The sequence below is a fragment of the Nonomuraea thailandensis genome (genome assembly GCF_024172165.1).
GTDB classification, from domain to species: domain Bacteria; phylum Actinomycetota; class Actinomycetes; order Streptosporangiales; family Streptosporangiaceae; genus Nonomuraea; species Nonomuraea thailandensis.
This window is the reverse complement of the sequence record NZ_JAMZEB010000002.1, coordinates 4,012,460-4,037,337: the sequence shown is the minus strand read 5'-3', so window position 1 is coordinate 4,037,337 and position 24,878 is coordinate 4,012,460. Positions and strand designations below refer to the sequence as shown.

Genomic DNA, 24,878 nt, shown 5'->3' with positions numbered 1-24,878 from the left:
GAGACGCAAGCGGGTTGTTCAGGCCATGGGGAGGCCGACGGCGTTGGCGGCGTCGGCCTCGAAGTATTCCGTGGTGGCGAAGGGGGCGGTGTGGTGGTCGAAGAAGGCCCTGACGGTGTCGACCGAGTCGTGGACGATGACGTTCACGGCCTTGGCGCCGTCGGTACCGGCTACGGCGAGTGTCCAGCTGGCGCCGCTGGGGAGCCGGCCGTAGGCCTGTTTCAGCGCGTCCCAGAAGCCTTCGTGGTCGGAGATCGTGGAAATGGCCATGACGTGCACGGTGGCGCCCTTCTGTTCGGTTCTCGGATGGACTCGGCAATTGGTGTGCAAATACTGGGCGGAGCCGTTCTCGAAGCCGTAGATCGCGACGGTCTGGGGGTCTTCGAGCGGATCGTCGGAGGGCATCAGGAAGTGGGTGTCGCTGATGGGGAGCAGCTTGTAGTCGAGGTGCGGGGGTTTGCCGAGGAGCTGCGCCTCCATGGGGTTGAGGGTGAACCTCAGGTGGAGCTCGCCGTTCTCGGCGGCCACGTCGTAGCGGGTGCCGGGGCGCTCGTAGGAGCCTTCGTAGCGGGACAGGTCGAGGGTCAGGGCGGGGTCGGGCTCGGGCAGGGCGGGGATGGTGACGGCGCCGAGGTCGGTCAGGATGTGGTTGAACACCTTGCGGTAGAAGGTGTCGCGGGGGCCGGCGTTGGCGAGCATCGCGATGGCGATGCCCGCTTCGGGCAGGATCCGCAGGCGGGCGCTCTGGCTGACCGCGCTGCCGTCGTGGGCGTAGACGGTGTGGCCGTGCCAGTCGCACACGATGAGACCCAGCGCCCATTCCGGTCCGAACAGGTACGGGTCGGGGACGGGGACGCGCGACTGCGTCATCTCGCGGATGATGGCGGGGGAGACGATCCTGGTGCCGTTCGGCGCCGTTCCCTCGTTGAGGAGGACGTGCGCCATGGTGAGCAGGTCGCGGGCGGTGGTGTTGATGGTGCCGCCGGGGCCGAAGGCGCGTGGCAGGTGGGCCAGGGGTGACTCGACGGGGCCTTCGGCGAGGGAGCGGACGAGGTATCCGGTCGCGGTCCGGCTGTGGTCGGCGTGGTCGTGCCGGGTGGTCGTCGAGGTGAGGCCGAGGGGGTCGAACAGGCGGGTCTTCATGATGTCGTCCCACCGCGCGCCGTCGATCACCTCCATGATGCGGGCGAGGATCGCGTAGCCGAGGGCGGCGCTGTAGCCGTGGGTGTGGCCCAGAGGGTGGACCTGGCGGGCGCCGGCGATGTTGGCGACCATGCGCTCGTACACGTCGTCGTCCTCGCCCGGGTCCGCGTAGTCCTCCTCGATGCCGCTGGTGTGGTTGAGGAGGTGGCGGGGGGTGACCGTGGCGCTGACGCCGGGGTCGGCGACGCGGAAGCCGGGCAGGTAGGCGCGCACCGGCTCGTCGAGGGCTGCCTTGCCCTCGTCGACGAGCTGCATGAAGGCCAGGGCGGTCCAGGTCTTGGAGACGGAGCCGCACTGGTAGACGGTGTCGGGGGTCGCGGGCCGGCGGGTGGTGGTGTCGCGGACGCCGGCGGCGAAGTCGGTGATCTCTCCGTTGGCGAGGACGCCGATCGCGGCGCTGGGGATGCGGTATTCCGCGAGCAGTTCGGAGACGCGTGCTCGCGTCCGGGTCACGTCCATGAGGGATTTCCTTGTTCGGCGGATTCTTTCCGGGCGGGAAAAGGCTACGTTGCGTTTCAGATATCGTCAACGATAGATCCCTTCAATATCGCTGTTCACCTGGGATTTTGTCAGCAAATCGTTGCAACAGCATTGTCGTGAAAGGCAATTCATGTCGACGGATCGTTGCAATGTACTGTGGGTGAACGCACCCGTGAACCGACAGGAGGCGATGCGATGCCCGGAGGCAGGCTGACGCACGAGGATCGCCGGCGGATCGCCGGCTGGCTGGCCGAAGGGCTGGGATACGCCGAGATCGCCAGGCGGCTGGGCAGGCCCACCTCCACGATCAGCCGCGAGGTGGCGCGCAACGGCGCGCACGGCGGCTATCTGGCCGACCGTGCCCAGCAGGCCGCCGGGCGGCGTGCCCGCCGCCGCAGGCCGGCGCAGGCCGTGGAGCCGCCGGTGGGCGGGCGGCAGGAGTCGCTGCGCGGGTTCGTGGAGCAGTTCGCCGCGCTGCTGGCCGGGGTCGGGCTGCCGCGGATGCCCGCCCGGGTGTTCGTCTGCCTGCTGGCCTCCGGGCCGGGGAGCCTGACGTCGGCCGAGCTCGTACGCGGGCTCCAGGTCAGCCCGGCGTCGGTGTCCAAGGCCATCGGCTACCTGGAGGAGATCGAGCTGGTCAGGCGCACGCAGGAGTCGGGCCGCCGCGAGCGGTACGTCATCGACGACGACGTCTGGCTCCGGGCGTTCAAGGCCGACACCGGGGCGCACGCCGAGGTCGCGGCGGCCGCGCGGCGCGGGATCGAGCTCTTCGGCGCAGGCACGCCCGCCGGCGCCCGGCTGGAGCGGATGGCCGGTTTCTTCTCCTGGATCAGCGACCAGATGAACGGCAGCGACCTCACCGACGCCGTCGTCCGTGACGCGCTGACCGTGGTGGCCGCGCTGGTGCACGCCGCCCGGCCGCTCACCGTGGACGCGCTCGCCGCGGCGCTGGAGTGGCCGGTCCGGCGGGCGGCCGGCGCCCTGGAGGCGATCGGCCGCCGGGCGATCCTGGCCGATCCGCTCATGGTGGAGCGGGCGGGGCCCGGCGCGTTCGCCGTCGTCCCGCGGCCGGACCGGCTGAGCGCGGCTCAGCGTGCCGCGCTGGCCGCCGGTCCGCGCCCGGCGCGGGCCTGACGGCCTGGTGTCCGCCCGCCCGGGCGCTGCGGGCAAAACAGTGAAAAATCAACAAATCGGATTTAGGGCGAGCTCTCGGGATATATTCGAATATTGGGGACAAAACGCTTGCCGGTGTCCTCCGCCCCTCCGGAAGGGAGGTGATCTCCGAGCCTGTGCAGCGCACCGTACGTCCATCACTTCCGATCGAGGGAGATCACCACATGCCTGGCAACAAGGGAGTCGTGTACGAAGGCCCGGGCAAGGTAGAGGTTCACGAGATCGACTACCCCGGGTTCGAGCTCAAGGACGGCCCCGGGGTGAACCCGGCCAACGTCGGGCGCGAACTGCCGCACGCCGCGATACTCAAGACGGTCGCGACCAACATCTGCGGCAGCGACCAGCACATGGTCCGCGGCCGGACCACGGCGCCCCCGGGGCTCGTCCTCGGCCACGAGATCACCGGCGAGGTCGTCGAGACCGGCCCCGGCGTGGAGTTCGTCAAGACCGGCGACCTGGTGTCCGTGCCGTTCAACATCGCCTGCGGCCGATGCCGCAACTGCAAGGAGGGCAAGACCGGGATCTGCGAGAACGTCAACCCGGACCGGCCCGGCTCGGCGTACGGCTACGTCGACATGGGCGGCTGGGTCGGCGGGCAGGCCGAGTACGTGCTCGTGCCGTACGCCGACTGGAATTTGCTGAAGTTCCGCGACAAGGACCGGGCGATGGAGAAGATCCTCGACCTGGCCATGCTCGCCGACATCTTCCCCACCGGCTTCCACGGCTGCGTGACCGCGGGCGTCGGGCCGGGATCGACGGTCTACATCGCCGGCGCAGGCCCCGTGGGGCTCGCCGCGGCGGCCTCGGCGTTCCTGCTGGGGGCGGCCGTCGTCATCGTCGCCGACCTCAACAAGGAGCGCCTGGAGCAGGCGCGCAGCTTCGGCTGCGAGACCGTCAACGTGGCCCTCGGCGAGCCGAGGGACCAGATCGAGCAGATCCTCGGCGAGCCGGAGGTCGACTGCGCCGTGGACGCGGTCGGCTTCGAGGCCCGCGGGCACGGCAGCGAGGCGGACGTGGAGCGCCCCGCCACGGTGCTCAACGCGCTCATGGACGTCACCAGGGCGGGCGGCGCGATCGGCATCCCCGGCCTGTACGTGACAGGCGACCCGGGAGCCTCCGACGAGGCCGCCAAGCAGGGCTCGCTGTCCATCCGCATCGGGCTGGGCTGGGCGAAGTCGCACGGCTTCGCGACGGGCCAGTGCCCCGTCATGCGCTACAACCGCCAGCTCATGCAGGCGATCCTGCACGACCGGGTGCAGATCGCCAAGGCCGTCAACGCCACGCCGATCTCCCTTGAGGACGCGCCGCGGGGATACCACGAGTTCGACCAGGGCGCGGCGCGCAAGTACGTGCTCGACCCGCACGGCCTGCTGTCCCGAATGTCCTGACCGATGGATCGGGCAGGGCGAACGGGCCGGGTGAACGGGACCAGCGCCGGCTCCGGTGCCGGCGGCCGTGACCGCGTCGCGCGCACGGCCGCCGGCGTGCCCGGCCTCCGCTTCGTCATGCTCCGGCCGGATGCGGCCCTTCGCCTGCCTCCCGGGACGGCCCGGTTATGTCGCAGCGCGTGACTGCGATGTGACCGGAGGTGTTCGTGGCCGTACGGAGGTGACATGCCGACCCTCGCCCGCCCGGGTTCGGTCCGGGCCCGATGCACGCTGATCGCGGCCCTGTTCGCGATGTGCGTGCTGGTGGTGCTCGGCGCGACCGTGGACCTCGCCATCCGCTGGCGGGTGCAGTCCGACGCCTTCCGCCAGGCCGAACGGGTGGCGAGCCAGTGGAGCCCGATCGCCCGCGACGGATACGTGCCGCATCCGATCCCGGCCAACCCGCCCGTCGATCTCATCCAGGTCGTGGACGCCCGTAACCGGGTGGTCAAGGCCAGCCGGGAGGCCTCGCCGACCGTGCCGCTCAGCAGGCTGCGGCCGCCGCCGGACGCTCGTTTCCAGCCGCGCACCGAGTGCCCGCCGCAGGGCAGGTGCATCCTGCTGCAGGCCATCCGCCTGTCCCCGGCACCGGACGCGCCCGTCGTGTACGCCGGCATTCCGGAGCCGGACCTGCTGGCCACGCACGAGCTGGAGTACGCCGTCGTGGCCGGGACCGCCCTGTTCACCGGCCTGGCGGCCTGGACCGCGTGGGTGCTGGTGGGGCGGGCGCTGCGGCCCGTCGAGGCGATCAGGGCGAGGATCTCGCAGATCACGGTGAGCGACCTGAGCATGCGCGTGCCGGTGCCGCCGGGCCGCGACGAGATCACCCGGCTGGCCACCACCGCCAACCACACGCTGAGCCGGCTGGAGGGCGCGGTGGAGCAGTTGCGCCAGTTCGCCTCCACCACCAGCCACGAGCTGCGCACCCCGATCGCCGGGCTGCGCACGCAACTGGAGGAGGCGCTGCTCTACCCCGAGGACGTCGATCCCCGCGAGACGCTGTGCAGCGCGCTGGCCACGGCCGGCTGGCTGGAGGCGATCGTCAACGACCTGCTGCTGCTCGCCCGCCTCCGCGCCGCCGACCCCTCGCCTCCCGAACGCATCGATCTCGGCGAGCTCGTCGCCGCCGAGGCCAGCGAGCAGCCGGGCCCCGTGCCGATCCGCGTCCACGCCCCGAGGGGGCTGGAGATCCGCGGCTCGCGCATGCAGCTGATCCGCGTGCTCGACAACCTGCTGACCAACGCCCAGCGGCACGCCGAATCCTCCGTCGAGGTCGGCGTCGAACCGGCCGACGACGGCGTCGCGGTCACCGTGACCGACGACGGGCCCGGCATCCCGCCCGCCCACCGGGAACGCGTCTTCGAACGGTTCGTCCGCCTCGACGAGGGCCGCCGCCGCGACCCCGGCGGCAGCGGGCTCGGCCTGGCCATCTCCCGCGACATCGCGCACACCCACCACGGCACCCTCACGGCCGAGGACTCGCCGCGCGGGGCCAGGTTCGTCCTGTGGCTGCCGCTCGTCAGCGGGGGTCACTGACCTGCCCCGTCCGGCTAGTGTTGCTCCGCATGACGCACACCGTGATCGGGATCAGCGCGCAGGCCGCGCGGGAGCCGCTGCGCGACCGGCACCCCGACCCGACGGCGCCGCGCCGGCCCGCCCCCGCCGGCGCGCCCGCCCGCGACGCCCTGCGCCGCCTCACCCGCACGGTCCGGCACTGATCAGGCGAAGGAGCCGCTCATGACCACCGACCCGACGATGGCCCGCATCGGCCAAGGAGTGGCGCTGCACCACCAGCAAGGCCGGCGGGACGCCGCCCGCGAGCTGTTCGCCCAGGTCTGGGATGACATCGGCGGCGAGCAAGGCGATCCGCTGCACGTGTGCGTCCTGGCCCACTCGATGGCCGACGTTCAGGACGACCCGCACGAGGAGCTGAAGTGGGACCTGCGGGCGCTGGCCGCCGTCGACCTGGTCACCGACGAGCAGGTGGCCCAGGCAGGGGTGCCGCTCTCCGTGGCCGGCCTCTACCCGTCGCTGCACCTCAACCTGAGCGAGTGCTACCGCAAGCTGGGCGATCTCGGCCGCGCCCGCGAGCACCTGCGGCAGGCGCGGGCCACGATCGGCGCGCTCGGCGACGACGAGTACGGACGGCTCATCAGGGGCGGCCTGGAGCAGCTGGCCGGGCAGCTGGACGAGCGCTGACCTGCGTGGACGACGCCGACCTGTCCATCGCGGCGGCGTTCCGGCTCGCCCAGCGGAGGCTGCTCAACGAGGTGTTCGGCGCCACTCAGCGTGCTGGAGGCGGAACGCCGAAAGGTCGGCGGCGCAGAGGGTCTGCTCGGCGCCCCACTCCTCGAACGTGCCGACGGGGCGGAAGCCGAGGCGGGCCGCGAGCGCCAGGGACCGTTCGTTCGCGGTCTGGGTCACGAGCACGACCGGCTGGTCGGGGAGCTCGCCGGCCGCGGCGCGCAACGCGGCCGTCGCGGCCTCGAAGGCGTACCCCGCGCCCCAGGCGCCGCGCCGCAGCACGTAACCCAGCTCCAGCTCCTCGCCGTCCTCGGTGACGTGCCCGGGCAGGTCCCTGGCCCGGCGGCCGAGCATCAACGTCCCGAGCAGGCGGTCCGTCGCGCCGTCCGCGATGACGAAGTTGCCGGGCCTGGGGGCGCCGGTGGCCATGACCGTGTCGAACTGCTTCTCCACGTCGCCGCGCGGCCGGGGGCCGCCGAGGTGGGCCTGCACCTCGGGGTCGGTCATGAGCTCGACGATCGCTTCCCGGTCGGCGGCGTGCGCCCTGCGCAGCAGCAGCCGTTCCGAGCGGACTTCCGTGGCGGACAAAGTGCGCGAAGGGCTCATAGGCGCATGATCATAGAACACGGGAGCGGCTCACCGCTGGCTATCCTGGGGCACCTCGAGCCGGGGCACGGCTCCCTGACCGTGAGCCTGCCTGGAGGCGACGACCGTGACAGCCGCCGAGCGCCGGAGCATGTGGGCGGTGGCGACGCCGGTGGCGCACGTGGTGCTGGCCCCGCTGACGGTGATCACCCTGGTGGGCGTCCTGCACCTCGGCGGGGGCCTGTGGCAGATCCTCCTCGCCGCGGCCGCCGCGGGCCTGCTCCACGTGGGGGCGTCGCTGGCCGGGCGGCGGCCCTGGGCGGGGTACGGGTGCGCAGCGGTGGCGATGCTGGTCCTGGCGGTGACGCCGTTTCCGGGCTGGTCGCCCAGCGTGCTGCCCTCGGCCGCGTGTTTCCCGCTCGTGTTGTGGCGGCTGACCACCCTGGTGCCGGTCAGGTCGGCGGTGGCGGCGCTGGCCGTCGCCGTGACGGGGATCGTCTTCACCGAGCTGGTGACGTGGGCCAGGTCGCTCCCCGGCGTGCCGGGATGGACCCGGCCGGCCGAGGGCGGGCTGCTGATGCTCGTCGTCGTCAGCGGGTGGCTGGCGGCGCTGGCGGCGCGCCGCAGGCGCGAGGCGGGCCTGCGCGCCGAACGGGAACGCCTGGCGGCGGCGGTGGCCGGCGAGCGGGCCGGCATCCGGCGCGACCTGCACGACGTGATCGCCCACACGGTCACCGTGATGGTCGCGCGGATCGAGGCCGCGGCGGTGACGACGACGGACCCGGCGACGCGCCGCGAGCTCGGTGACATCGCCGAGACCGGCAGGGACGCCCACCAGGGCCTGCGGGCGATGCTGTCCACCCTGGGCCGGGCCGCCCCGGGCGGGCCGGAGGCGGGCGCGACGGAGCCGGGCGGGACGGAGCCGGGCGGCGATCCCCGGCCCCGGGAGGTCCCGATCTCGATCGACGCCATCCCCGCCCTCATGGCCTCGGCGGCGAGCCCGCTGCACGCCGTGACGTACGCGGAGACGGGGGAGCGGCGGCCCCTGAGCCTGAGCGCCGAGGTCGCGGTGGTCCGCACCGTGCAGGAGGGCGTCACCAACGCGCTGCGCCACCTCGAACCCCCCGTCGAGGTGGCCGTCCGCCTGCACTGGAGCCCGGCCGAGGTGACGGTGGAGGTGCGCGACGACGGCGGCAGGACCCGCCGCGGCGGCGGCGGACCGGGAACCGGGCTGATGGGCATCAGGGAACGCGTGCACAACGCCGGCGGCACACTGTCGGTCGACGACGGGGACGACGGGTGGGTGCTGCGGGCGCGGCTGCCCACGAAGGAGGGGGCATGAGCGGGATCCGCGTCATGCTCGTCGACGACCAGGCGCTGCTGCGGACCTCTCTCCGCACGGTGCTGTCGGCCGACGAGCGCATCGAGGTCACCCACGACGTCGCCGACGGCGGCGAGGCGATCGAGGTCGTCCGGCGGCACCGGCTGGACGTGGTGCTGATGGACGTCCGCATGCCGCGCGTGGACGGCGTCGCCGCCACGACGGAGATCGTCAGGATCGCGCCCGCCACCCGGGTGCTCATGCTGACCACCTTCGACGACGACGAGCTGGTCGTGGCGGCCGTCCGGGCCGGCGCGAGCGGCTACCTGACCAAGGACGTCCGGCCCGCCGCCCTGGCCCAGGCCGTGTGCGACGTCGCCTCCGGGACGGCGGCCCTGGCCCCGGGGGTGGCCGCGACGATCCTCGATCTCGTCCGCCGGGTGCCGGCGCGGCGGGCTGCGGCGCTGGACGGCCTGACCCCGCGCGAGGCCGAGGTCTACGGGCTGCTCGCCCGCGGCAGGTCCAACGGCGAGATCCGCGCGGAGCTGGTGCTGAGCGAGAACACCGTCAAGACGCACGTCCGGGCCGTGCTGCAGAAGCTCGGCCTGCGGGATCGTGTGCACGCGGTGATCCACGCGTACGAGAACGGGCTCGTCGGCCGCAACGACCTGCCCGGTTGACGAGGCCACCCCAAGGGCGAGGCCACCCCAAGGGGTGGTCACGGCTCACTCCCCGGGGTGATGCCGGGCGCTGATCGCCCTCCCTAGGTTCGACATCGTGCGTTCCCGACATCTCCTCCTCCTTCCCGCGGCCTGTCTACTTCTCGCGCTGCTGCCCGGCTGGACGGCGCCGGCCCATGCGGCCAGCGGACGGCTGGTCGACGACTACCGCTCCGTCTACGGCACGCCGGGCGTCGCGGCGGCCGTCATCGACGGCTCTTCGATCGAGACGATCACCCGCGGCCGGGACGGCGACGGCAACCCCGTGACGCCCCGGACCCGGTTCCGGATCGCGTCCATGAGCAAGTCGATGACGGCGGCGGCGATCATGCTGCTGGCCGACCGCGACCGCGTCTCCCTGGACGACCCGGTCGTGCGCCACCTGCCCGCCTTCACGATGGCCGACCCGCGCTTCACCCGGATCACCGTGCGTCAGCTCCTCAGCCACACCTCCGGGCTGTCGATCAGCACGAACGACGAGTACGTCTTCCCGCCCCCGCGCACCGCCCGTGAAGTCGTGGCCGGGCTGGCGGGCAAGACCCTGGCCGCCGACCCGGGGACCCGCCCCGAGTACCACAACACCAACTACTCGATCGCGGCCCGGATCGTCGAGGTGGTGTCCGGCCGGGACTTCGACGCCTTCCTGCGCGCCGAGCTGTTCGAGCCGCTGGGCATGACCGGCACCGGCTCGACGCTCGGCTGCTCCGACCGCGCCGAGGGGCTGTCGTCCGGGTACGAGGTCGTCCTCGGCCTCGCCGTCGCGACGGCGGAGATGCCGGGCAGCTGCGTCGGCAACGGCGGGGTGATCTCCACCCTGGACGACATGGTGCGCTGGCTCCGGTTCAACCAGGGCACCCTCGGCACGAGCCTGCTGAGCGCCCGCTCCCTGGCCGAGATGCACACCGTCCAGCCGCGAGCCGCCGGCTACGCCCTCGGCTGGCAGGCCCGCCCCGCCAGTGCGGGCTCCCCGGCGCCGGTGATCGGTCACGGCGGAACCCTGGCGACCTGGACCGGGGACATGGCCTTCGCGCCCGCGACCGGCGTGGGTGCCCTCGTCCTCACCAACAGCGGCGGCGCGCCCGGCCTGCTGGCGGCCAACCTCCTCGCCGAACGCGCCGGCGCCCCGGCCACGCCGATGGACAACCCGCTGACCGTCGTGAACGCGGTCCTGCTCGGCCTCACGGTGGTGATGGCCGCGCTGCTGGTCACCGCCGCCGTCCGGGCGCGCCGCTGGGCCACGCGACGCCGTGCGGCGCGCCGGCCGCGGCTGGTCCTGCGGCTGGCGCCCCTCGCGCTGGTGACGGTCTCGGGCGTGCTGCTGCCGGCGCTGATCGGCATCCAGAGCGGGGCGTTCAGCTTCCAGTACTGGATCGTCGTGGCCTGGCTGATGCCGCTGCTGGCGCTGTTCTCCCTGACCTGCTGCGCGCTCGGGGCGGTCGCGCTCGCCCGCCGCCTGTGGTGCCTGCGCCGGGCGGCCACGGCGAGCGGCTGACCGGGGCGATCAGCCCGTGGCAGGCGGGTACGGCGCCTCCAGGCTCCACACCCGCACCTTGCCGTCGTCACCGCCGGACACCGCCACCGGCCGGTCGTCCAGCAGCCCGACCGCCACCGACTCGATCAGGCCCCGATGGCCGAGGAAGGGCCCGCCGAGCTGCTTCCCCGCGGCGAGGTCCCACACCCGCACCGTCTCGTCCCTGTAGCCGCCGGAGACCGCCACGGCGCGACCGCCGGGCAGCTCGCCCGCCGCCAGGCCCAGGGCCCAGCTCCGGTGGCCGGCCAGCGGCGCGCCGACCGGCGCGGCGGTTGCCAGGTCCCAGACCCGCACGGTGTGGTCGCCGTCGCCGCCGCCGGAGATCGCCACGGGCCGGTCACCGACCTGCCCGACCGTCATCGACTCCACCGGGCCGCGGTGGGCCCGGGCGCGCCCGGCCATCCGGGCGCCGGTGGCCAGGTCGGAGACGAGGACGGCGCCGTCATGGCCGCCCGAGGCCACGACGGGACGGTCGCCGAGCCGTCCCACGGCGACCGCCAGCACCCAGGACGCGTGGTCCTCGGCGGGTGCGCCGACCGGAGCGCCGTTCGTCAGGTCCCACACGCGCACGGTGCCGTCGGAGCTGCCGGAGGCCGCCACGGGCCGGGCGCCGAGCCGGCCGACGGCCACCGACTCCACCGAGGCCCGGTGCCCCGTGAGCGGTCGCAGGAGCGGAGTGCCGGTCGTCAGGTCCCACACGCGCACGGTGCCGTCGGAGCCGCCGGAGACGGCGAAGGGACCGCCGGGTAACCGGCCCGTCGCCACCGACCAGACCGGCCCCCGGTGGCCCAGCAGCGCGGCGCCGACGGGAGCGCCGGTGGCCAGGTCCGCCACGGCGAGGGTGCCGTCGTAGCCGCCGCTGACCACGACCGGGCGGTTGTTCAGCAGGCTCAGCGCCACCGACAGGATCCACTTCTGGCGGCCCGCGACCGGCTCGCGCACGAGGCTCCCGAACGGGACGGTGGCACCGGGGGAGAACAGGCTCACCAGCCCGTACGCCGCCGGGACCGCGGCGACGACGGCGCCCGCCGCGAGCGCCCGCACCAGGCGGCGGCGTGGCAGGGCCGCCCGGGGGCCGGGCAGGGAGCGTTCCTGGGTGAGGGCGGTGAGCAGGCCGGCGACGGCGGGCCGGGAGGCGGGATCCTTGGCCAGGCAGGCGGCCAGCAGCGCGCGCAGGTGGCCGGGCACGCCCGTCAGGTCGGGGTCGCGCGTCATGATCGCGTTGAGGACGACCGCCGTGACCGCGCCGGGGAAGGCCCGGTGCCCGGTGGCGGCGTAGACCATGGTGGCGGCCCAGGCGAACACGTCCGAGGCCGTGCCGGCGGGGTCGCCGTTCAGCAGCTCGGGCGACAGGTAGGCCGGGGTGCCGACCAGGCCGGAGCCGGTGGTGGACTGTTCGAGGACGCGGGCGATGCCGAAGTCGATGACCACCGGCCCCTCCGGCCCCATGATCACGTTGCTCGGCTTGAGGTCCCGGTGCACGACGCCGGCCCGGTGGATGGCCTGCAGCGCCGTCAGCGTGGTGATCGCCAGCCGGTCCAGGCCACCGCCTGCGCGCGGCCCGTCCCGGGCCACGAGCCCCTCCAGGGACGGGCCCGCCACGTACTCGCTGACCAGGTACGGCCGACCGTCCTCGACACCCGCGTCCAGCACGCGCGCGGTGCAGAACGCCGCCACCCGCGCGGCGATCGCCGCCTCCCGCAGGAAGCGCTCCCGGGCCTCGGCGTCGCCCGCCAGGCGGGCGTGCAGCGTCTTGACGGCCACCGGCCGCCCCTGCGGCGTGCGGCCCAGGTAGACCACGCCCTGGCCGCCGGCCCCCAGCACGCCGGTCAGCAGGTAGCCCGAGATCCGCCGGGGATCGCCCTCGGCCAGCGGACGCGGATCGGACGTCACGGCACCCCCACCCGGCTCCACAGGTGAACGGTACAAGACCGGGCACCGCCCGGACACACCCCGAAAGGCCAGGAGTAGCGGCCGGACCCTTTCTGGAACTTTGGGTCTTGCGTAAGGCCGGTTGTCAACTTAGGCTGCGCCGCAAGTTAAGAAGCCTTCCTAACCGGGTGGAGCCTGGACGGCTCCCTCTCCCCGCCTGTTCCCGGAGAATCGGAGTCGTTCGTGAGGCGAAGCGCAGTAGCGAGGATCTTAACGATCGCGGCCGTGATGGCGCTGCCGCTGGCGGTGCCGTCCGGCGCGGGGGCGCGGCAGGCGGCCGATCCCCTGGTGTCGCAGGGCAGGCCCGTGACGGCCTCCTCGGTCGAGGCCGCCGGACTGGAGCCGGGCAAGGCGGTGGACGGCAGCACGTCCACCCGCTGGGCCAGCGCCGAAGGGGTGGACCCGCAGTGGATCCGGGTGGACCTCGGCGCCGCGCACGACGTCTCGCGGGTGCGGCTGACCTGGGAGGCCGCCCACGCCACGGCGTACCGGGTGCAGACCTCGCCCGACGGCTCCACCTGGAGCGACGTCTACGCCACCACCTCCGGCGACGGAGCCGTCGACGACCTCACCGTCACCGGCGCCGGCCGGTACGTCCGCGTGCACGGGACGCAGCGCGGCACCCCCTACGGTTACTCCCTGTGGGAGCTGGAGGTCTACGGAACCCCCACCGGAGGCGGAGGCGGCACCCCCGTGCAGGCGAACGGGCAGCTGCGCGTGTGCGGAATCAAGCTCTGCAACGAGCACGGCAAGCAGATCCAGCTGCGCGGCATGAGCAGCCACGGCATCCAGTGGTACAACCAGTGCCTCAACACCGCGTCGCTCGACGCGCTGGCCGGCGACTGGAAGGCCGACGTCCTGCGCATCTCGATGTACATCCAGGAGGGCGGCTACGAGACCGACCCCCGGCTGTTCACCGACCGGGTGCACTCCCTGATCGAGATGGCCACCGCCCGCGGCATGTACGCGATCGTGGACTGGCACATGCTCACCCCGGGTGACCCGATGTACAACCTCAGCCGGGCCAGGACGTTCTTCACCGAGATCGCCCAGCGGCACAACGGCAAGAAGAACGTCCTGTACGAGATCGCCAACGAGCCGAACGGCGACGCCGTCACCTGGCCCGTCATCCGCGACTACGCGCACCAGCTCATCCCGGTGATCCGGCAGCACGACCCCGACGCCCCGATCCTGGTCGGCACCCGGGCGTGGTCGTCGCTCGGCGTCTCCGGCGGCGGCGACGAGTCCGAGATCGTCAGCAACCCGGTCAACGCCGCCAACATCATGTACACGTTCCACTTCTACGCGGGCTCGCACGGCGCCGAGTACCTGACCACGCTGTCCCGGGCCGCCGACCGGCTGCCGATCTTCGTGACCGAGTTCGGCACCCAGAGCGCCTCCGGTGACGGGGCCGACAACTTCGCCAGGTCGCAGCAGTACCTCGACCTGCTGGCCCAGAAGAAGATCAGCTGGGTGAACTGGAACTTCTCCGACGACTTCCGCACGGGCGCCGTCTTCACCACCGGGACCTGCCCGAACGGCTCCTTCGCCGGGACGGGCAACCTCAAGGAGGCCGGCGTCTGGATCCGCGACCGGATCCGCACCGCCGACGACTTCTGACGCCGCCGGGCACGGGGCCCTCCTGGCGGGCCCCGTCACCCGTCGGCGCCGAGCGGCTCGACGACGATCGTGCGGTGGTAGTGGACGGGAGGCTCGTCGACGGGACGGCCGCCGGCCTCGATCCAGGCGTGCGCGGCGAACGGGTGGACGCGCACGCCGGTGCACCAGGTGGGCCACGTCCCGCGCAGGCGGCACAGCAGGGCGGCGGCGATGGAGCGGGGCAGGCAGCCCTGCCCGGCGCAGGAGAGGCTGACGGCGATGACCGCGTCCCGGGCGGCCTTGGCCTGCGCGGCGGTGGCGGGTGCGGCGCCGCGGCGGGCGAGACCCAGGACGGCGCGGATCCGGGCCGGCGGCAGGCGGGCGATGAGCAGCGCGGCGGCCACCGCGGCCAGGGCGGGCGGGCGGTGGCGCCAGGGCAGGCGGGGACGTTCGGCCGGCGTCATGGGGACGCTCATACCGGCCTCCGGTGGGCGGGCGTCCCGGTGACGAGGCCGGCGGCGCGCAACCGGGCCAGGAGGGCGGCGACGTCGGCCCCGGCCGTGGACGCCGCCTCCGGGCAGGCCCGGGTGAGGGTCCCGGCGATCCCGGCGGGGGTCTGTCCGGCCAGCAGGCCGCGCAGCACGAGGACGCCGGTGGCGTTGAGCTGCCAGTAGCGGCCGGTGCGCTCGTCCAGCAGCACGGCGGTCTCGCCGGTCGGGGTGAGGGTGACGCCGGCGCGCAGTCGCAGGCTCATGGGCACTCCAGGGTCAGGCGGGCGGGCAGGGCTCGAAGCCAGTTCTCGGCGGCGATGAACCGCTCGACGTCCCTGCGGGGATCGTCCTCCAGGAAGGCGCGCCGGCAGGCCCGATCGAGCAGCGCCGCGTCGGCCAGGCCCAGGCCGGCCAGGCGGGAGTCGCCGGCCAGGGCGAGGATCTGGTCGCGGTGGCGGCGCAGGCCGGTGAAGGCCTCGCTGGAGAAGTCGGCCTTGGTGGTGCGGCGCAGGCACTGCGCGGGCATCCGGCCGGTCATGGCGGCGACGGTGAGCGGTTTGAAGGCGCCGGGACGGGCGCGGTGGTCCAGGCGGGTCGCCAGGCAGGCGTCGATGACGGGGGTGTCCAGGTAGGGCAGGTGCAGGGCGGCGCCGTGGCGGGCGGTCAGCCGGTGGATCTGCCCCATGGAGGTGGCCAGGTGCCGGATCGCGGCCAGAGTGAGGTGCTGCGCGCGCGACCCGGCCAGCGGCCGGGCGTGCTCGCCGGCCTGGCGCAGGAGGTGGGCGGCGCGCGCGGCGGCGTCGCGGTGGATCCAGGACGGCAGCCGCAACGGCCCGTCCCAGCCGAGGTAGGGCTGGTGGGGGCGCGGGAACGGCGTGGTGAGCAGGCCGGCCTGGCGGGCCAGCCATGCGGGGTAGGAGCGGCGTTCGGCCAGCGCGGTCAGGGTGGCGGCCAGGGGCCAGCGGCGCTGCGCGCGGAGCTGGCGAAGCTGCGGCCACCATGCGCGCGGACGCGGCCCCACCAGGTCGTGCAGCATGTTGGAGGGCAGCGTGGTGACCTGGTCGCCGCCGTGCCCGGCCAGGTGCACCCGCGCGCCGTGCCGGGCCAGCAACGCCGCGCACGCGGTGAGGCGGGGCAGCGTGGACAGCTCCATGAGCGGCTCGTCCAGGCCTTCTACGGGCACGGCGACGGCGGCGTAGCGGGCGGGCAGTTCGGCGGGGGCCACGGTCAGGTGCTCGCCGTCCAGCAGCCCGGCGGCCGGACGGGCCCACAGCTCGTCGTCATGGGCGGCGTCGTCGACCAGTTGCCGTACGGTGATCAGCCGGGCGCCGCGCTCCCGGGCGGCCGCCTCGGCCAGGAAGCACAGCGGGGTGGAGTCCAGGCCGCCGGACAGGTCGGCCGCGATCGGCTCGCCGGGGCGCACGCGGCAGGCGACGGAGCCGGCGAGCGCCCGGCCCAGCAGGGGAGCCGTCCGATCGATGCCCAGAGCCGGCTCCGGAGGTCGCCACCACCGGCTGTGCACGGCCGGCCCGCGCGGGGACAGCCGGACGGCCTCGCCGGGCGGCACGGCGTGGACGCCCTTCCACATCGCCCCCGGCAGGGACGGCGGCGGGCACGGCAGCAGCCGCAGCAGGAGCTGGTCGGGGTCGAGGCCGGCCGCGTCCAGGGCGGCCAGCAGCACGGCCCGGTCGGCGGCCACCGCGGCGGGCCCGTTCCCGGCATGGAAGACGCGGCGCAGACCGGCGGCGTCCCCCCGCACCCGCACGGCCCCGGCGTGCGCCACGACCAGGTGGAAGCTGCCCGGCAGCCCGGCCACGAGGTCGTCGGCGCGGTCGAGGCCGGTGCACCCGGCCGCGCGCCGTTCCAGGCCGGCGGCGGTGACCGGGCAGGGCCCGATCACCGCCACCAGGGTCGGCCCCGCTCGCGCGCAGACCGGCGCATGCGTGCCGAACGCCCCGACCAGGCACGGCCGCCCGGAGGGATGACGCAGCCTCACCTCCGCCCGCGGCAGCGCGGCCAGAGCGGCGGCGTGCGCGTCCGCCGCGGCGCTGTCGGGCAGCGCCGCGAACCAGTCACCGAGGGGAGCGGGCACTGGTCACGTCCCTCAGTAGAGCTGCCCGTACCAGTCGTCGCCCCACCAGTCCTTGCCGAGGGTCACCTCGGTGAAGAGACCGGCCTCTTCCAGCGCGGGGGGCTCGTACGGAGCCTGCATGTCCTTGGCCTGATCCATGGCTTTCTCCTGTTCTTGATCTGATGCGCCCCTTTTGGCGTTTCGTTTCCTCTTCTCTAACCCACTGAACTGCATAAATAACAGAAAGTAATAGTAAAGTAACTTAGAGTAACGCTGCTTGCTGGACAGGACCATCGGCGGGGAGCTCCCGGCACCGCCGGACGGAGTCGGCACGTTCGTACAAGTCCCGCCGGGATCCGCCGGAGCATCCTGGGGACGGACGACGCGTTCCGACGAGAGGGTCACGATGCTCAACCTGTCGATCATTCTGGAAGACAGCGCCCGCAACGCTCCGGACCGCACCGCCCTGGTCTTCGGGGACCTGCGCCTGCCGTACTCCATGGTGGACTCCGTCGCCAACCAGGTGGCCGGCCTGCTGGTGGCGCGGGGGATCGGCAAGGGCGACAAGGTGGCGCTGCTCTGCCCGAACCTGCCGTACTTCCCGTTCGTCTACTTCGGGGTGCTCAAGGCCGGGGCGACCGTGGTCCCGCTCAACGTGCTGCTGCGTCCACGCGAGATCACCTACCACCTCGACGACAGCGACGCCAAGGCGTTCTTCTGTTTTGAGGGCGCCCCCGAGCTGCCGATGGGGGCGAACGGGCGGGAGGGGTTCGACGCCGCCGAGGGGTGCGAGCACTTCTTCGTGCTGCCGGCCACGCCGCTGGCCACCGAGTCGGAACACGGCGAGTCGTTCTGGGCGGCGCTGGACGGGATGCCCGGCCGGTTCGAGACGGTGCGGACCGGGCCCGAGGACGTCGCGGCCATCCTCTACACCTCCGGCACCACCGGTCAGCCCAAGGGCGCCGAGCTCACCCACGCCAACCTGCTGATCAACGCCATGGTCAGCGACGGGATGTTCCCCACCGACCCCGAGGGCGACGTCTCGCTCGCCGTGCTGCCGCTCTTCCACTCCTTCGGCCAGACCTCGGTCATGAACGTGAGCCTGCGCCGCCGCGCCACCCTCGTGCTCATGCCGCGCTTCGAGCCCGGCCAGGCGCTGGAGCTCATGCGCAGCGAGAAGGTGACCATGTTCGCCGGGGTGCCCACCATGTACTGGGCGATGCTGTCGAAGATCCACACGGACGGGGCCGAGGTGCCTGAGACGTTGCGGGTCGCGGTGTCGGGGGCGGCCGCCTGCCCGGTCGAGGTGCTCAAGGACTTCGAGGCCACGTTCGGCATCCCCATCCTGGAGGGCTACGGCCTGTCGGAGACGTCCCCCGCGGCCTGCTTCAACCAGCTCAGCCGGCCCACCAGGCCCGGCACCATCGGCTTCCCCATCTGGGGAGTGGAGATGCGGCTGGTGGACGGCGACGGGAACACCATCGAGGGGGAGGGGCCGGGCGAGATCGCCGTCCGCGGGCACAACGTCATGAAGGGGTACTACGGGCGGCCCGAGGCCACGCTGGAGGTGCTGCGGGACGGCTGGTTCCGTACCGGGGACATCGCCACCCGTGACGAGGACGGCTACTACGCCATCGTCGACCGCACCAAGGACATGATCATCCGGGGCGGCTTCAACGTCTACCCGCGCGAGGTGGAGGAGGTGCTGATGACGCACCCCGCGGTCTCCCTGGTGGCGGTGGTCGGCGTGCCCCACGCCTCGCACGGCGAGGAGGTCAAGGCGTACGTCATCCCCGCGCCCGGCGCGAACGTCGGCGAGGCCGAGCTCGTCTCCTGGTCCAGGGAGAACATGGCGGCCTACAAGTACCCGCGGATCATCGAGTTCCGCGAGAGCCTGCCGATGACCGCGACCGGCAAGATCCTCAAGCGCGAGCTGCGCTAGTCCGGGCGGCGGGTCAGGGCAGCCAGTCGATCGCGGCGGCGAGCTCGGAGGGCGCGTTGCCGAAGGTGCGCCGGAAGGCCCGGGTGAAGTGCGGGCCGTCGGTGAACCCGGCGGTGTTCGCGGCCGCCGTCAGCGTCTCCCCGGCGGCCACCCGGTCGATGGCGCTGCGCAGGCGCAGCCACCGCACGTACGGCCGCAGCGGGATCCCCACGTGCGCGCTGAACAGGTGCGCCAGCCGGCTCGGCGACAGGTGGACCGCCTCCGCCACCGCCGCCAGCCGCACCGGCCCGCCCGGCAGGAGCGCGGGGATCACGCCGATCGCCGCCTCCACCGCCGGGTGGAGCGGGACGCCCCCGGCGCCGCCGTGGCCGCTCCACGCCTCGACGGCCCGCAGCGCGCTCGCCGCCTCGGCCGAGCGCGCGTGACCGGCCGGCGGCTCGGTGAACATGAGCGGCCGCACTGCCCCGCGGCCCTCCGGCAGGAGGCTCGCGGGGCCGCGGCCGACCGGCTCGCCGCTCCGTGCGGCGGGTGGCTCGCCGGCTCGTAGGGCGGGCGGCGCCCAGGCTGAGGCTCTCGGGCCGGTGCCGGAGCGGGCGAGCAGGGACCGGCCCGGCGAGCTGCGCGGATCCAGGTGGACGAGCAGGGCTTCGCCGGCCCCGTCCAGCACCGTGTGGGCGGTGTCGGGCGGGATGACGGCGATCCGCGTGGTCAGCCGTTCGCCATGGGCGTCGGCCATGGTGAACGGCTCGGTGGCGACGATGAGCTGGACCGCGTGGTGCGCGTGCAGCTCGTTACCGCCGACCGCGCCGCCGTACAGCAGCAGGCCGGGACGCAGGAGGCACCAGCCGCGCCAGGGAGGCGACATCACACCGCCTTCCGGCCCGCGTGGTGAAGCACCGCTCGTCTGCCGAGCAGCGTATCCGGTCACAGGCGGCCGCGGTCAGCCCGCCCGGCCGCCGAAGCCGGCCAGCACCCGTTCGCCCTGCCTCATCAGCCACGGCATCTCCTCCCAGCCGGCCTCCGTCCCCGGAACCGCCGGCAGCAGGCCGAACTTGCGCACCGCCGTCCCCCTGGGCGACCGTGGTGCCGACCTGCTCCAGCGAGCCGACGTCGGCCGGGATCTCGGCCTGCCGGCCGTCGGTGATGCCACCCGCGGCCAGGACCATCGCCCGCCCGCCCACGGCGTCCACGACGGCGGGCACGTGCACCATGGTCGGGCAGCCCGCCGTAGTCGTGCCCGCCGGCGGATGGCCCCAGTGGAACGAGACGATCGGCACGCGCTCCTCTCCTGGCCTCGCGGATGGTCTCCCGACAACCGGGCGGGCGGCATGAGCCCGGCTCCGATCGCGCCGACGCCGCCCGCGTTGGTGACCGCCGCGGCCCCTGACCCGCACGTGGGCCCGGCCTTTATTGGCTGGAGCGGCCCGTCGCGCCGCTTGTACAGTGATCTGCGGCCGACCGGGGGAGTGATCATGCGCGTGCACTATCCGCGGACCTCTCACCTGCCCTGGTCGCCCGGAGCCACCCCCGACGACGTCCGCGCGGGCGACCTGTCCGGGCTGCGCGGGCGCGAGGTCGTGGTCACGGAGAAGCTCGACGGGGAGAACACCACGCTGTACGCGGACGGGCTGCACGCCCGGTCGCCGGACTCGGGTCACCATCCGTCCCGGGCGTGGGTGAAGGGCCTGCAGGGGCGGATCGGCGGGCGGATCCCGGCGGGGTGGCGGGTGTGCGGGGAGAACCTGTACGCCCGGCACTCGATCGCGTACCAGGGGCTGGACAGCTGGTTCTACGGGTTCTCGGTGTGGGACGGCGACCGCTGCCTCGGCTGGGACCGGACCGTCGCCTTCCTGCGGGGGCTGGGGATTCCGGCGCCGCCGGTGTTGTGGCGCGGGGTCTTCGACGAGCGGGCGCTGCGGGGGCTGCGGCTGGACCTTGAGCGGCAGGAAGGGTACGTGGTGCGGGCCGCCGAGGGGTTCGCGCGGGAGGAGTTCGCGGGCCGGGTGGCCAAGTGGGTGCGGCGGGAGCACGTGCGGACGGACACGCACTGGATGCACGCCGCGGTGGTGCCGAACGGGCTGGGGGCGGGGGCGGCGCTGTGGTCGGTGCGGTCCGGAGCGGCCCCGGACGCCGGCGCCCTGCTGACCGCACTCGGCCTCACCCCGGCGGAGGCGGCGAATGAGACGGTGGCCGAGACCATGGCTGCCGGGGCGGCGCCTGAGACGGCGGCCCTGGCAGGTGCTGGGGCGGCCGAGATGACGGCCGAGATGGCGGCTGGGATGGCGGCTGAGGTGGCGGCTGAGGTGGCGGCTCGGCTGGACACGATCGGGCGGTGGGGCGACGCGCGGCTGGCAGGGGTGCTGGCGGCCGTGCTGCGCGCCCGGCCACGGCCCTGGGTGGCGGCGCGGCTGGCCGGGCCGCTGGGCATGGCGTCGGCGCGGCGGGTGGCGGACCTCGTGGGGCTGCACGGCGGGCTGCGGCGGCCGTACCCGGATGAGGAGCGGCGGACGGGGTTACGGCGGCTGGCGCAGGCCGCCGACCTGGGCGTGCTGCACGCCGTCGCCGCGGCCGGGGCCGCCGGCGAGGCACGGGAGCAGGTCGAATGGTCGGCGCTGCACGCCGAGGAGGCCGGGCTGCTCGGGCCGGACCCGCTGAAGCCGTTGCGGGCCGGGCTGCGCGAGGCGCTGGCCGGGCTCGGCGCGGAGGCGGCCGACCGGTGCTGGGCGGAGGCACGCGACGCCTGGGCGCGGGGCAGGCTCACCACGGCCGAGGAGGCCGTGGCGGCGACGTGGCGGTGGCGGCCCGGGAACTTCCCCCGGCTGGTGCACCTGACCGGGCCGTCGGGGAGCGGGAAGAGCACGTTTGCGGCCGGGCTGACGGGGATCGACGCGTACGTGTCGCTGGACGACCTGCGCGCCGCCCGCGGCTCGCGAGCGGACCAGCGGGCGAACCAGGAGATGCTCGGCGAGGCGCTGGACCGGCTCGACGCCGCCCTGGCCTCCGGCGGCACCGTCGTGTGGGACGCCACCTCGCTCAACCAGCACCAGCGCGGCCTCGTCCACACCGTGGCGCGCCGCCGCGACGCGCTGACGACGCACGCGGTCGTGCTGGTGGAGGAGGACGAGCTGCACCGGCGCAACGCCCGCCGCGCCCATCCGGTGCCCGCGCACGTGCTGGCCGCGCAGTCGCGCCGGTTCGTCCCGCCGTATCCCGGCCAGGCCCACCGCACGTGGTACGTCGGGGCGCACGCGACCGTCGACGACGTGGACGGCGCCCTGTACGAGCAGGAGGCGTGATGCGTACCAGCGAGGAGATCTACCACCGGATCCGCTGGGACCCGAGGTTCGACCCGTCCCGGTTCGTCATGGGGGTCGGCCAGCGCGAGGCCGCCCCCAAGCGCGTCGCGCTGCCCGCGTTCACCCCGGGAGGGGACATCCCCTGGCACCGGGTGCTGTTCGTCGAGGCGGACGGCGAGCTGGTGTGGGACCGTGCCACCGGGCTCGACCGGCTCGACACCTGCGAGGCCGGCCGGGCACGGGAGGCCCGCCTGCTGCGCCCGCCGTTCTTCACCGCCTCCACCCCGCACGCCTGGGACCCGGCCGGCGGCTGGCGTCCCGCCGCCGGGCACGCGCCCGCCACGCACACGTCCGTGCGCGTCCTGACGTGGAACACGCTGTGGGACCGCTACGACAGCGACCTCATCGACACCGCCCGCCGCCGCCCCCTGCTGCTCGCCGCCCTGGAGGAGGCCGATGCGGACTTGATCGCGCTGCAGGAGGTCGAGCCCGCGCTGCTGTCGATGCTGCTGGCCGCCCCCTGGGTACGCGAGGGCTACACGCTGGGCACCGACCCGTACGGCACGGACGTGGACGACGGCGGCCTGCTGCTGCTCAGCCGGCTGCCCGTGCGGGAGGCGGCGCGGCACGAGCTGAGCCCGCACAAGGCGGTGGCCGCCGTCGTGGTGGACACCGCCACCGGGCCTCTCGTCGTCGCCGTCACCCATCTGACCAGCGATCATTCCACCGACGGCGCGGCCAGGCGGCGGGCCGAGCTGGCCGCGATCGCCGAGGGGCTGGCCGGCGTGGACGGCGACGTGGTGCTGGCGGGCGACTTCAACGACGGCACGGACACCCCCGCGGCGGCACTCGGCCTCCGGGACGCGTGGGCGCAGGCGCACGGGGCCGATCAGACGCCCACGTTCGACCCGGCCGTCAACCCGCTCGCGGCGCTGTCCTCCCGGTCCGGGCGGGCCGCGCGGCTGGACCGGATCCTGCTGCGGGGCCGGCCCCAGGTGGTCTCGGCGGCGCTGCGTGGCGACACGCCGTACCCCGCGGGGCTGTACGTCTCCGACCACTACGCGGTGGAGGCCGTCCTCGACCTCACCGGTGACGTCCGCGACCGCGGGGTGCTCGACGTGCCGCCGACGGCGCGGACGGCGGTGGCGTGGCTGCCTCCGGCCGAGCTGTGGCCGGCGATCCAGGAGGTGCGCCGGGCGCACGATCCGCAGCTCCGCCGGTGGCCGCCGCACGTCAATCTGCTCTTCGGGTTCGTGCCGGAGTCGGAGTTCGAGGCGGCCGCGCCGTTGCTGGCCGCCGCGGCGGCCGAGGTGGAGCCGTTCACGGCCAGGCTGGAGGGGGTGCGCACATTCCGCCATCGCGATCACGTGACTGCCTGGCTCGACCCGGCCGCCGATGACCCGGCCCCCTGGGGGCGCCTGCACGAGGCGCTGCGGCGGCGCTTCCCCCGGTGCGAGGGACGTCCAGAGGGCTACACCCCGCACCTGACCCTCGGACGCACCGAGGACCCCGTCCGCCTGGCCGCGATGACGGCGCAGGTGGGGGAGCTGGTCCTGCTGTCGCGCCGCGCGGACGAGCCCATGCGTCCCCGGGCGCGGATCACGCTGGGCACGGGCGAGCTCCACTGGCTCCCCGACCCGGCGGCCGGGGCGAAAGCGCCGCCGGAGCCCGCGGACATGACGCGGCGGCTGGAGGAGGCGCTGGAGCCCGCGGAGGTGACGCGGCGGCTGGAGGAAGCGCTGGAGCCCGGGGTGGTGCACGTCGCCGGGTCCCGGCACATGGGGTGCGCGCTGCCGGGCGCGGACCTGGACCTGGTGGCGGTACTGCCCGGCGAGCCGGACCCGGCCGAGGCCGAGGCGCGGGTCCGCGCGGCGCTGCCCGGGATCTCCGGGCTGCGGCGCGTGGTGGGCGCGCGGGTGCCGGGCCTGCGCCTGCGTACGGACGGGCTGGACGTGGACCTGACCGTCGTGCCGTCCGGCTCCCTGCCGCCCGGGCAGGCCGTGGACCGCCGCGCCGAGCTGGGCGAGGCGGCGGCGATCGCCCTGAGCGCGGTCAGCGACGCGGACGCCGTGCGAGCCGCGACCGGCCAGGACCACACCGCCTTCGCCCGCCTGGCCAGGCAGGTGAAGGCGTGGGCGCGGGCCCGCGGGCTCGACTCCGCCCCGTTCGGCGGGCTTCCCGGCCTGGCCTGGACGATCATGGCCGCGCGGACCCCGCACGGCGACGGCGACCCCTTGAGCCGCTTCTTCGGCACGTGGGCCGCGTGGAACTGGCGGGACCCGGTCGGCCTCGCTCCCGGCGCCGCCCCCGGCCTCGCCTCCGGTACCGCCACCGGTGCCGCTACTGGTGCCGCCACTGGTGCCGCCACTGGGGAGCCCGCCCCCGTCGTGGTGCTGACGCCCAGCGCTCCCGTGCGCAACTGCGCCCGCCAGGTCACCCCCGGCGGCCTGGAGCTGCTCACCCAGGAGCTGTACCGGGCCTGGGAGCTCGCCGAGAACGGCCGCTCCGCCGAGCTGGCGGCCCCGCCGCCCCTGCACCGCCGGCACGCGGCCTGGGCCGTGGTCACCGTGCGCTCCGGGGAGCTCGACGCGCTGCTCGGCCGCGTCCGAGGGCGGATGCTGGAGCTGATCGGCGCCCTCGAAGAGGCCGGGGCGCCGGACGCGCACGCCTGGCCGCGCCCGTTCGACAGCGGCCCCCGGCAGGCCCGGTACGCGATCGGCCTGGGCCGTACCCCGCCGGCGGCCGCCACGCTCGGCGAGATCGCCCGCCACTGGGCCAGGGACCTGCCCGGCGTCACGGTCGAACGCGCCGACGGCGGAGCCGTGCCCACGCTGCGCTGAGCCCGGCCGAAAACGCGTTGAAGC

At 74.3% G+C, this 24,878-nt stretch carries 20 protein-coding genes; 12 read left to right on the top strand and 8 right to left on the bottom strand.

Annotated features, from left to right (window positions below; translation table 11 throughout):
- Window positions 1–18 precede the first annotated feature (18 nt).
- On the bottom strand, window positions 19–1,662 hold the full coding sequence (locus tag HD597_RS22040; protein WP_253744566.1) for a serine hydrolase: 1,644 nt from the start codon (window positions 1,660–1,662) through the stop codon (window positions 19–21).
- A gap of 216 nt (window positions 1,663–1,878) precedes the next feature.
- Here HD597_RS22040 and HD597_RS22035 point away from each other — a divergent pair, with 216 nt between their 5' ends.
- The 5 genes from HD597_RS22035 (at window position 1,879) to HD597_RS22015 (ending at window position 6,482) form a co-directional block, all read left to right on the top strand.
- A complete protein-coding gene (locus HD597_RS22035) occupies window positions 1,879–2,817 on the top strand; it encodes a helix-turn-helix domain-containing protein (RefSeq protein ID WP_253744565.1) in 939 nt (312 codons plus the stop codon).
- 203 nt (window positions 2,818–3,020) lie between these two features.
- Window positions 3,021–4,244, top strand: coding sequence for a formaldehyde dehydrogenase, glutathione-independent (fdhA, locus tag HD597_RS22030; protein WP_253744564.1), 1,224 nt, complete (start codon window positions 3,021–3,023; stop codon window positions 4,242–4,244).
- A gap of 225 nt (window positions 4,245–4,469) precedes the next feature.
- Window positions 4,470–5,819, top strand: a complete 1,350-nt coding sequence (locus HD597_RS22025) for a sensor histidine kinase (protein WP_253744563.1) — start codon at window positions 4,470–4,472, stop codon at window positions 5,817–5,819.
- Between the two features lie 29 nt (window positions 5,820–5,848).
- A complete protein-coding gene (locus HD597_RS22020) occupies window positions 5,849–6,001 on the top strand; it encodes a hypothetical protein (protein WP_253744562.1) in 153 nt (50 codons plus the stop codon).
- Between the two features lie 19 nt (window positions 6,002–6,020).
- Window positions 6,021–6,482, top strand: coding sequence for a hypothetical protein (locus HD597_RS22015; protein ID WP_253744561.1), 462 nt, complete (start codon window positions 6,021–6,023; stop codon window positions 6,480–6,482).
- 63 nt (window positions 6,483–6,545) lie between these two features.
- Here HD597_RS22015 and HD597_RS22010 read toward each other — a convergent pair whose 3' ends face one another.
- Window positions 6,546–7,133: a GNAT family N-acetyltransferase gene (locus HD597_RS22010; protein WP_253744560.1), complete on the bottom strand. Its 588-nt coding sequence runs from the start codon at window positions 7,131–7,133 to the stop codon at window positions 6,546–6,548.
- Window positions 7,134–7,239: 106 nt separating this feature from the next.
- Between HD597_RS22010 and HD597_RS22005 the strand changes: the two genes are divergently transcribed.
- The 3 genes from HD597_RS22005 (at window position 7,240) to HD597_RS21995 (ending at window position 10,644) form a co-directional block, all read left to right on the top strand.
- A complete protein-coding gene (locus HD597_RS22005; protein ID WP_253744559.1) occupies window positions 7,240–8,454 on the top strand; it encodes a sensor histidine kinase in 1,215 nt (404 codons plus the stop codon).
- Window positions 8,451–9,113: a response regulator gene (locus HD597_RS22000; protein WP_253744558.1), complete on the top strand. Its 663-nt coding sequence runs from the start codon at window positions 8,451–8,453 to the stop codon at window positions 9,111–9,113. The genes HD597_RS22005 and HD597_RS22000 overlap by 4 nt, the downstream gene beginning before the upstream one ends.
- A 97-nt stretch (window positions 9,114–9,210) precedes the next feature.
- Window positions 9,211–10,644 (top strand): serine hydrolase domain-containing protein, encoded by a 1,434-nt coding sequence (locus tag HD597_RS21995; RefSeq protein WP_253744557.1) that lies wholly within the window; start codon window positions 9,211–9,213, stop codon window positions 10,642–10,644.
- A gap of 9 nt (window positions 10,645–10,653) precedes the next feature.
- Here the strand turns inward: HD597_RS21995 and HD597_RS21990 are convergent, their stop codons facing one another.
- The gene (locus HD597_RS21990; protein ID WP_253744556.1) at window positions 10,654–12,576 is read right to left on the bottom strand and encodes a serine/threonine-protein kinase; all 1,923 of its coding nucleotides are present in this window, start codon (window positions 12,574–12,576) and stop codon (window positions 10,654–10,656) included.
- A 267-nt stretch (window positions 12,577–12,843) separates the two neighbouring features.
- On the opposite strand from HD597_RS21990, the gene HD597_RS21985 reads away from it, so the two are divergent.
- A complete protein-coding gene (locus tag HD597_RS21985; protein WP_253759444.1) occupies window positions 12,844–14,235 on the top strand; it encodes a cellulase family glycosylhydrolase in 1,392 nt (463 codons plus the stop codon).
- Between the two features lie 35 nt (window positions 14,236–14,270).
- On the opposite strand, the gene HD597_RS21980 is transcribed toward HD597_RS21985, so the two are convergent.
- From HD597_RS21980 to HD597_RS21965, 4 genes are read right to left on the bottom strand one after another with little or no spacing between them, the layout of a single operon-like run.
- Entirely contained in the window at window positions 14,271–14,690 is a 420-nt protein-coding gene (locus tag HD597_RS21980; protein WP_253744555.1) for a lasso peptide biosynthesis B2 protein, read from the bottom strand.
- A complete protein-coding gene (locus tag HD597_RS21975; protein ID WP_253744554.1) occupies window positions 14,687–14,968 on the bottom strand; it encodes a lasso peptide biosynthesis PqqD family chaperone in 282 nt (93 codons plus the stop codon). Before HD597_RS21975 ends, HD597_RS21980 begins: the two co-directional genes overlap by 4 nt.
- Window positions 14,965–16,797 carry an asparagine synthase-related protein gene (locus HD597_RS21970; RefSeq protein ID WP_253744553.1) on the bottom strand — a complete coding sequence of 611 codons (1,833 nt, stop codon included), beginning with the start codon at window positions 16,795–16,797 and terminating at the stop codon, window positions 14,965–14,967. Before HD597_RS21970 ends, HD597_RS21975 begins: the two co-directional genes overlap by 4 nt.
- Before the next feature lie 12 nt (window positions 16,798–16,809).
- Entirely contained in the window at window positions 16,810–16,935 is a 126-nt protein-coding gene (locus HD597_RS21965; RefSeq protein WP_253744552.1) for a lasso RiPP family leader peptide-containing protein, read from the bottom strand.
- 247 nt (window positions 16,936–17,182) lie between these two features.
- Between HD597_RS21965 and HD597_RS21960 the strand changes: the two genes are divergently transcribed.
- Window positions 17,183–18,718, top strand: a complete 1,536-nt coding sequence (locus HD597_RS21960) for a long-chain-fatty-acid--CoA ligase (RefSeq protein WP_253759442.1) — start codon at window positions 17,183–17,185, stop codon at window positions 18,716–18,718.
- A gap of 13 nt (window positions 18,719–18,731) precedes the next feature.
- Here the strand turns inward: HD597_RS21960 and HD597_RS21955 are convergent, their stop codons facing one another.
- A complete protein-coding gene (locus tag HD597_RS21955; protein ID WP_253744551.1) occupies window positions 18,732–19,583 on the bottom strand; it encodes a helix-turn-helix transcriptional regulator in 852 nt (283 codons plus the stop codon).
- Window positions 19,584–20,190: 607 nt separating this feature from the next.
- Here HD597_RS21955 and HD597_RS21950 point away from each other — a divergent pair.
- Window positions 20,191–22,014 (top strand): RNA ligase family protein, encoded by a 1,824-nt coding sequence (locus HD597_RS21950; protein ID WP_253744550.1) that lies wholly within the window; start codon window positions 20,191–20,193, stop codon window positions 22,012–22,014.
- On the top strand, window positions 22,014–24,854 hold the full coding sequence (locus tag HD597_RS21945) for a poly(A) polymerase (protein WP_253744549.1): 2,841 nt from the start codon (window positions 22,014–22,016) through the stop codon (window positions 24,852–24,854). The genes HD597_RS21950 and HD597_RS21945 overlap by 1 nt, the downstream gene beginning before the upstream one ends.
- The last annotated feature ends 24 nt before the right edge of the window (window positions 24,855–24,878 follow it).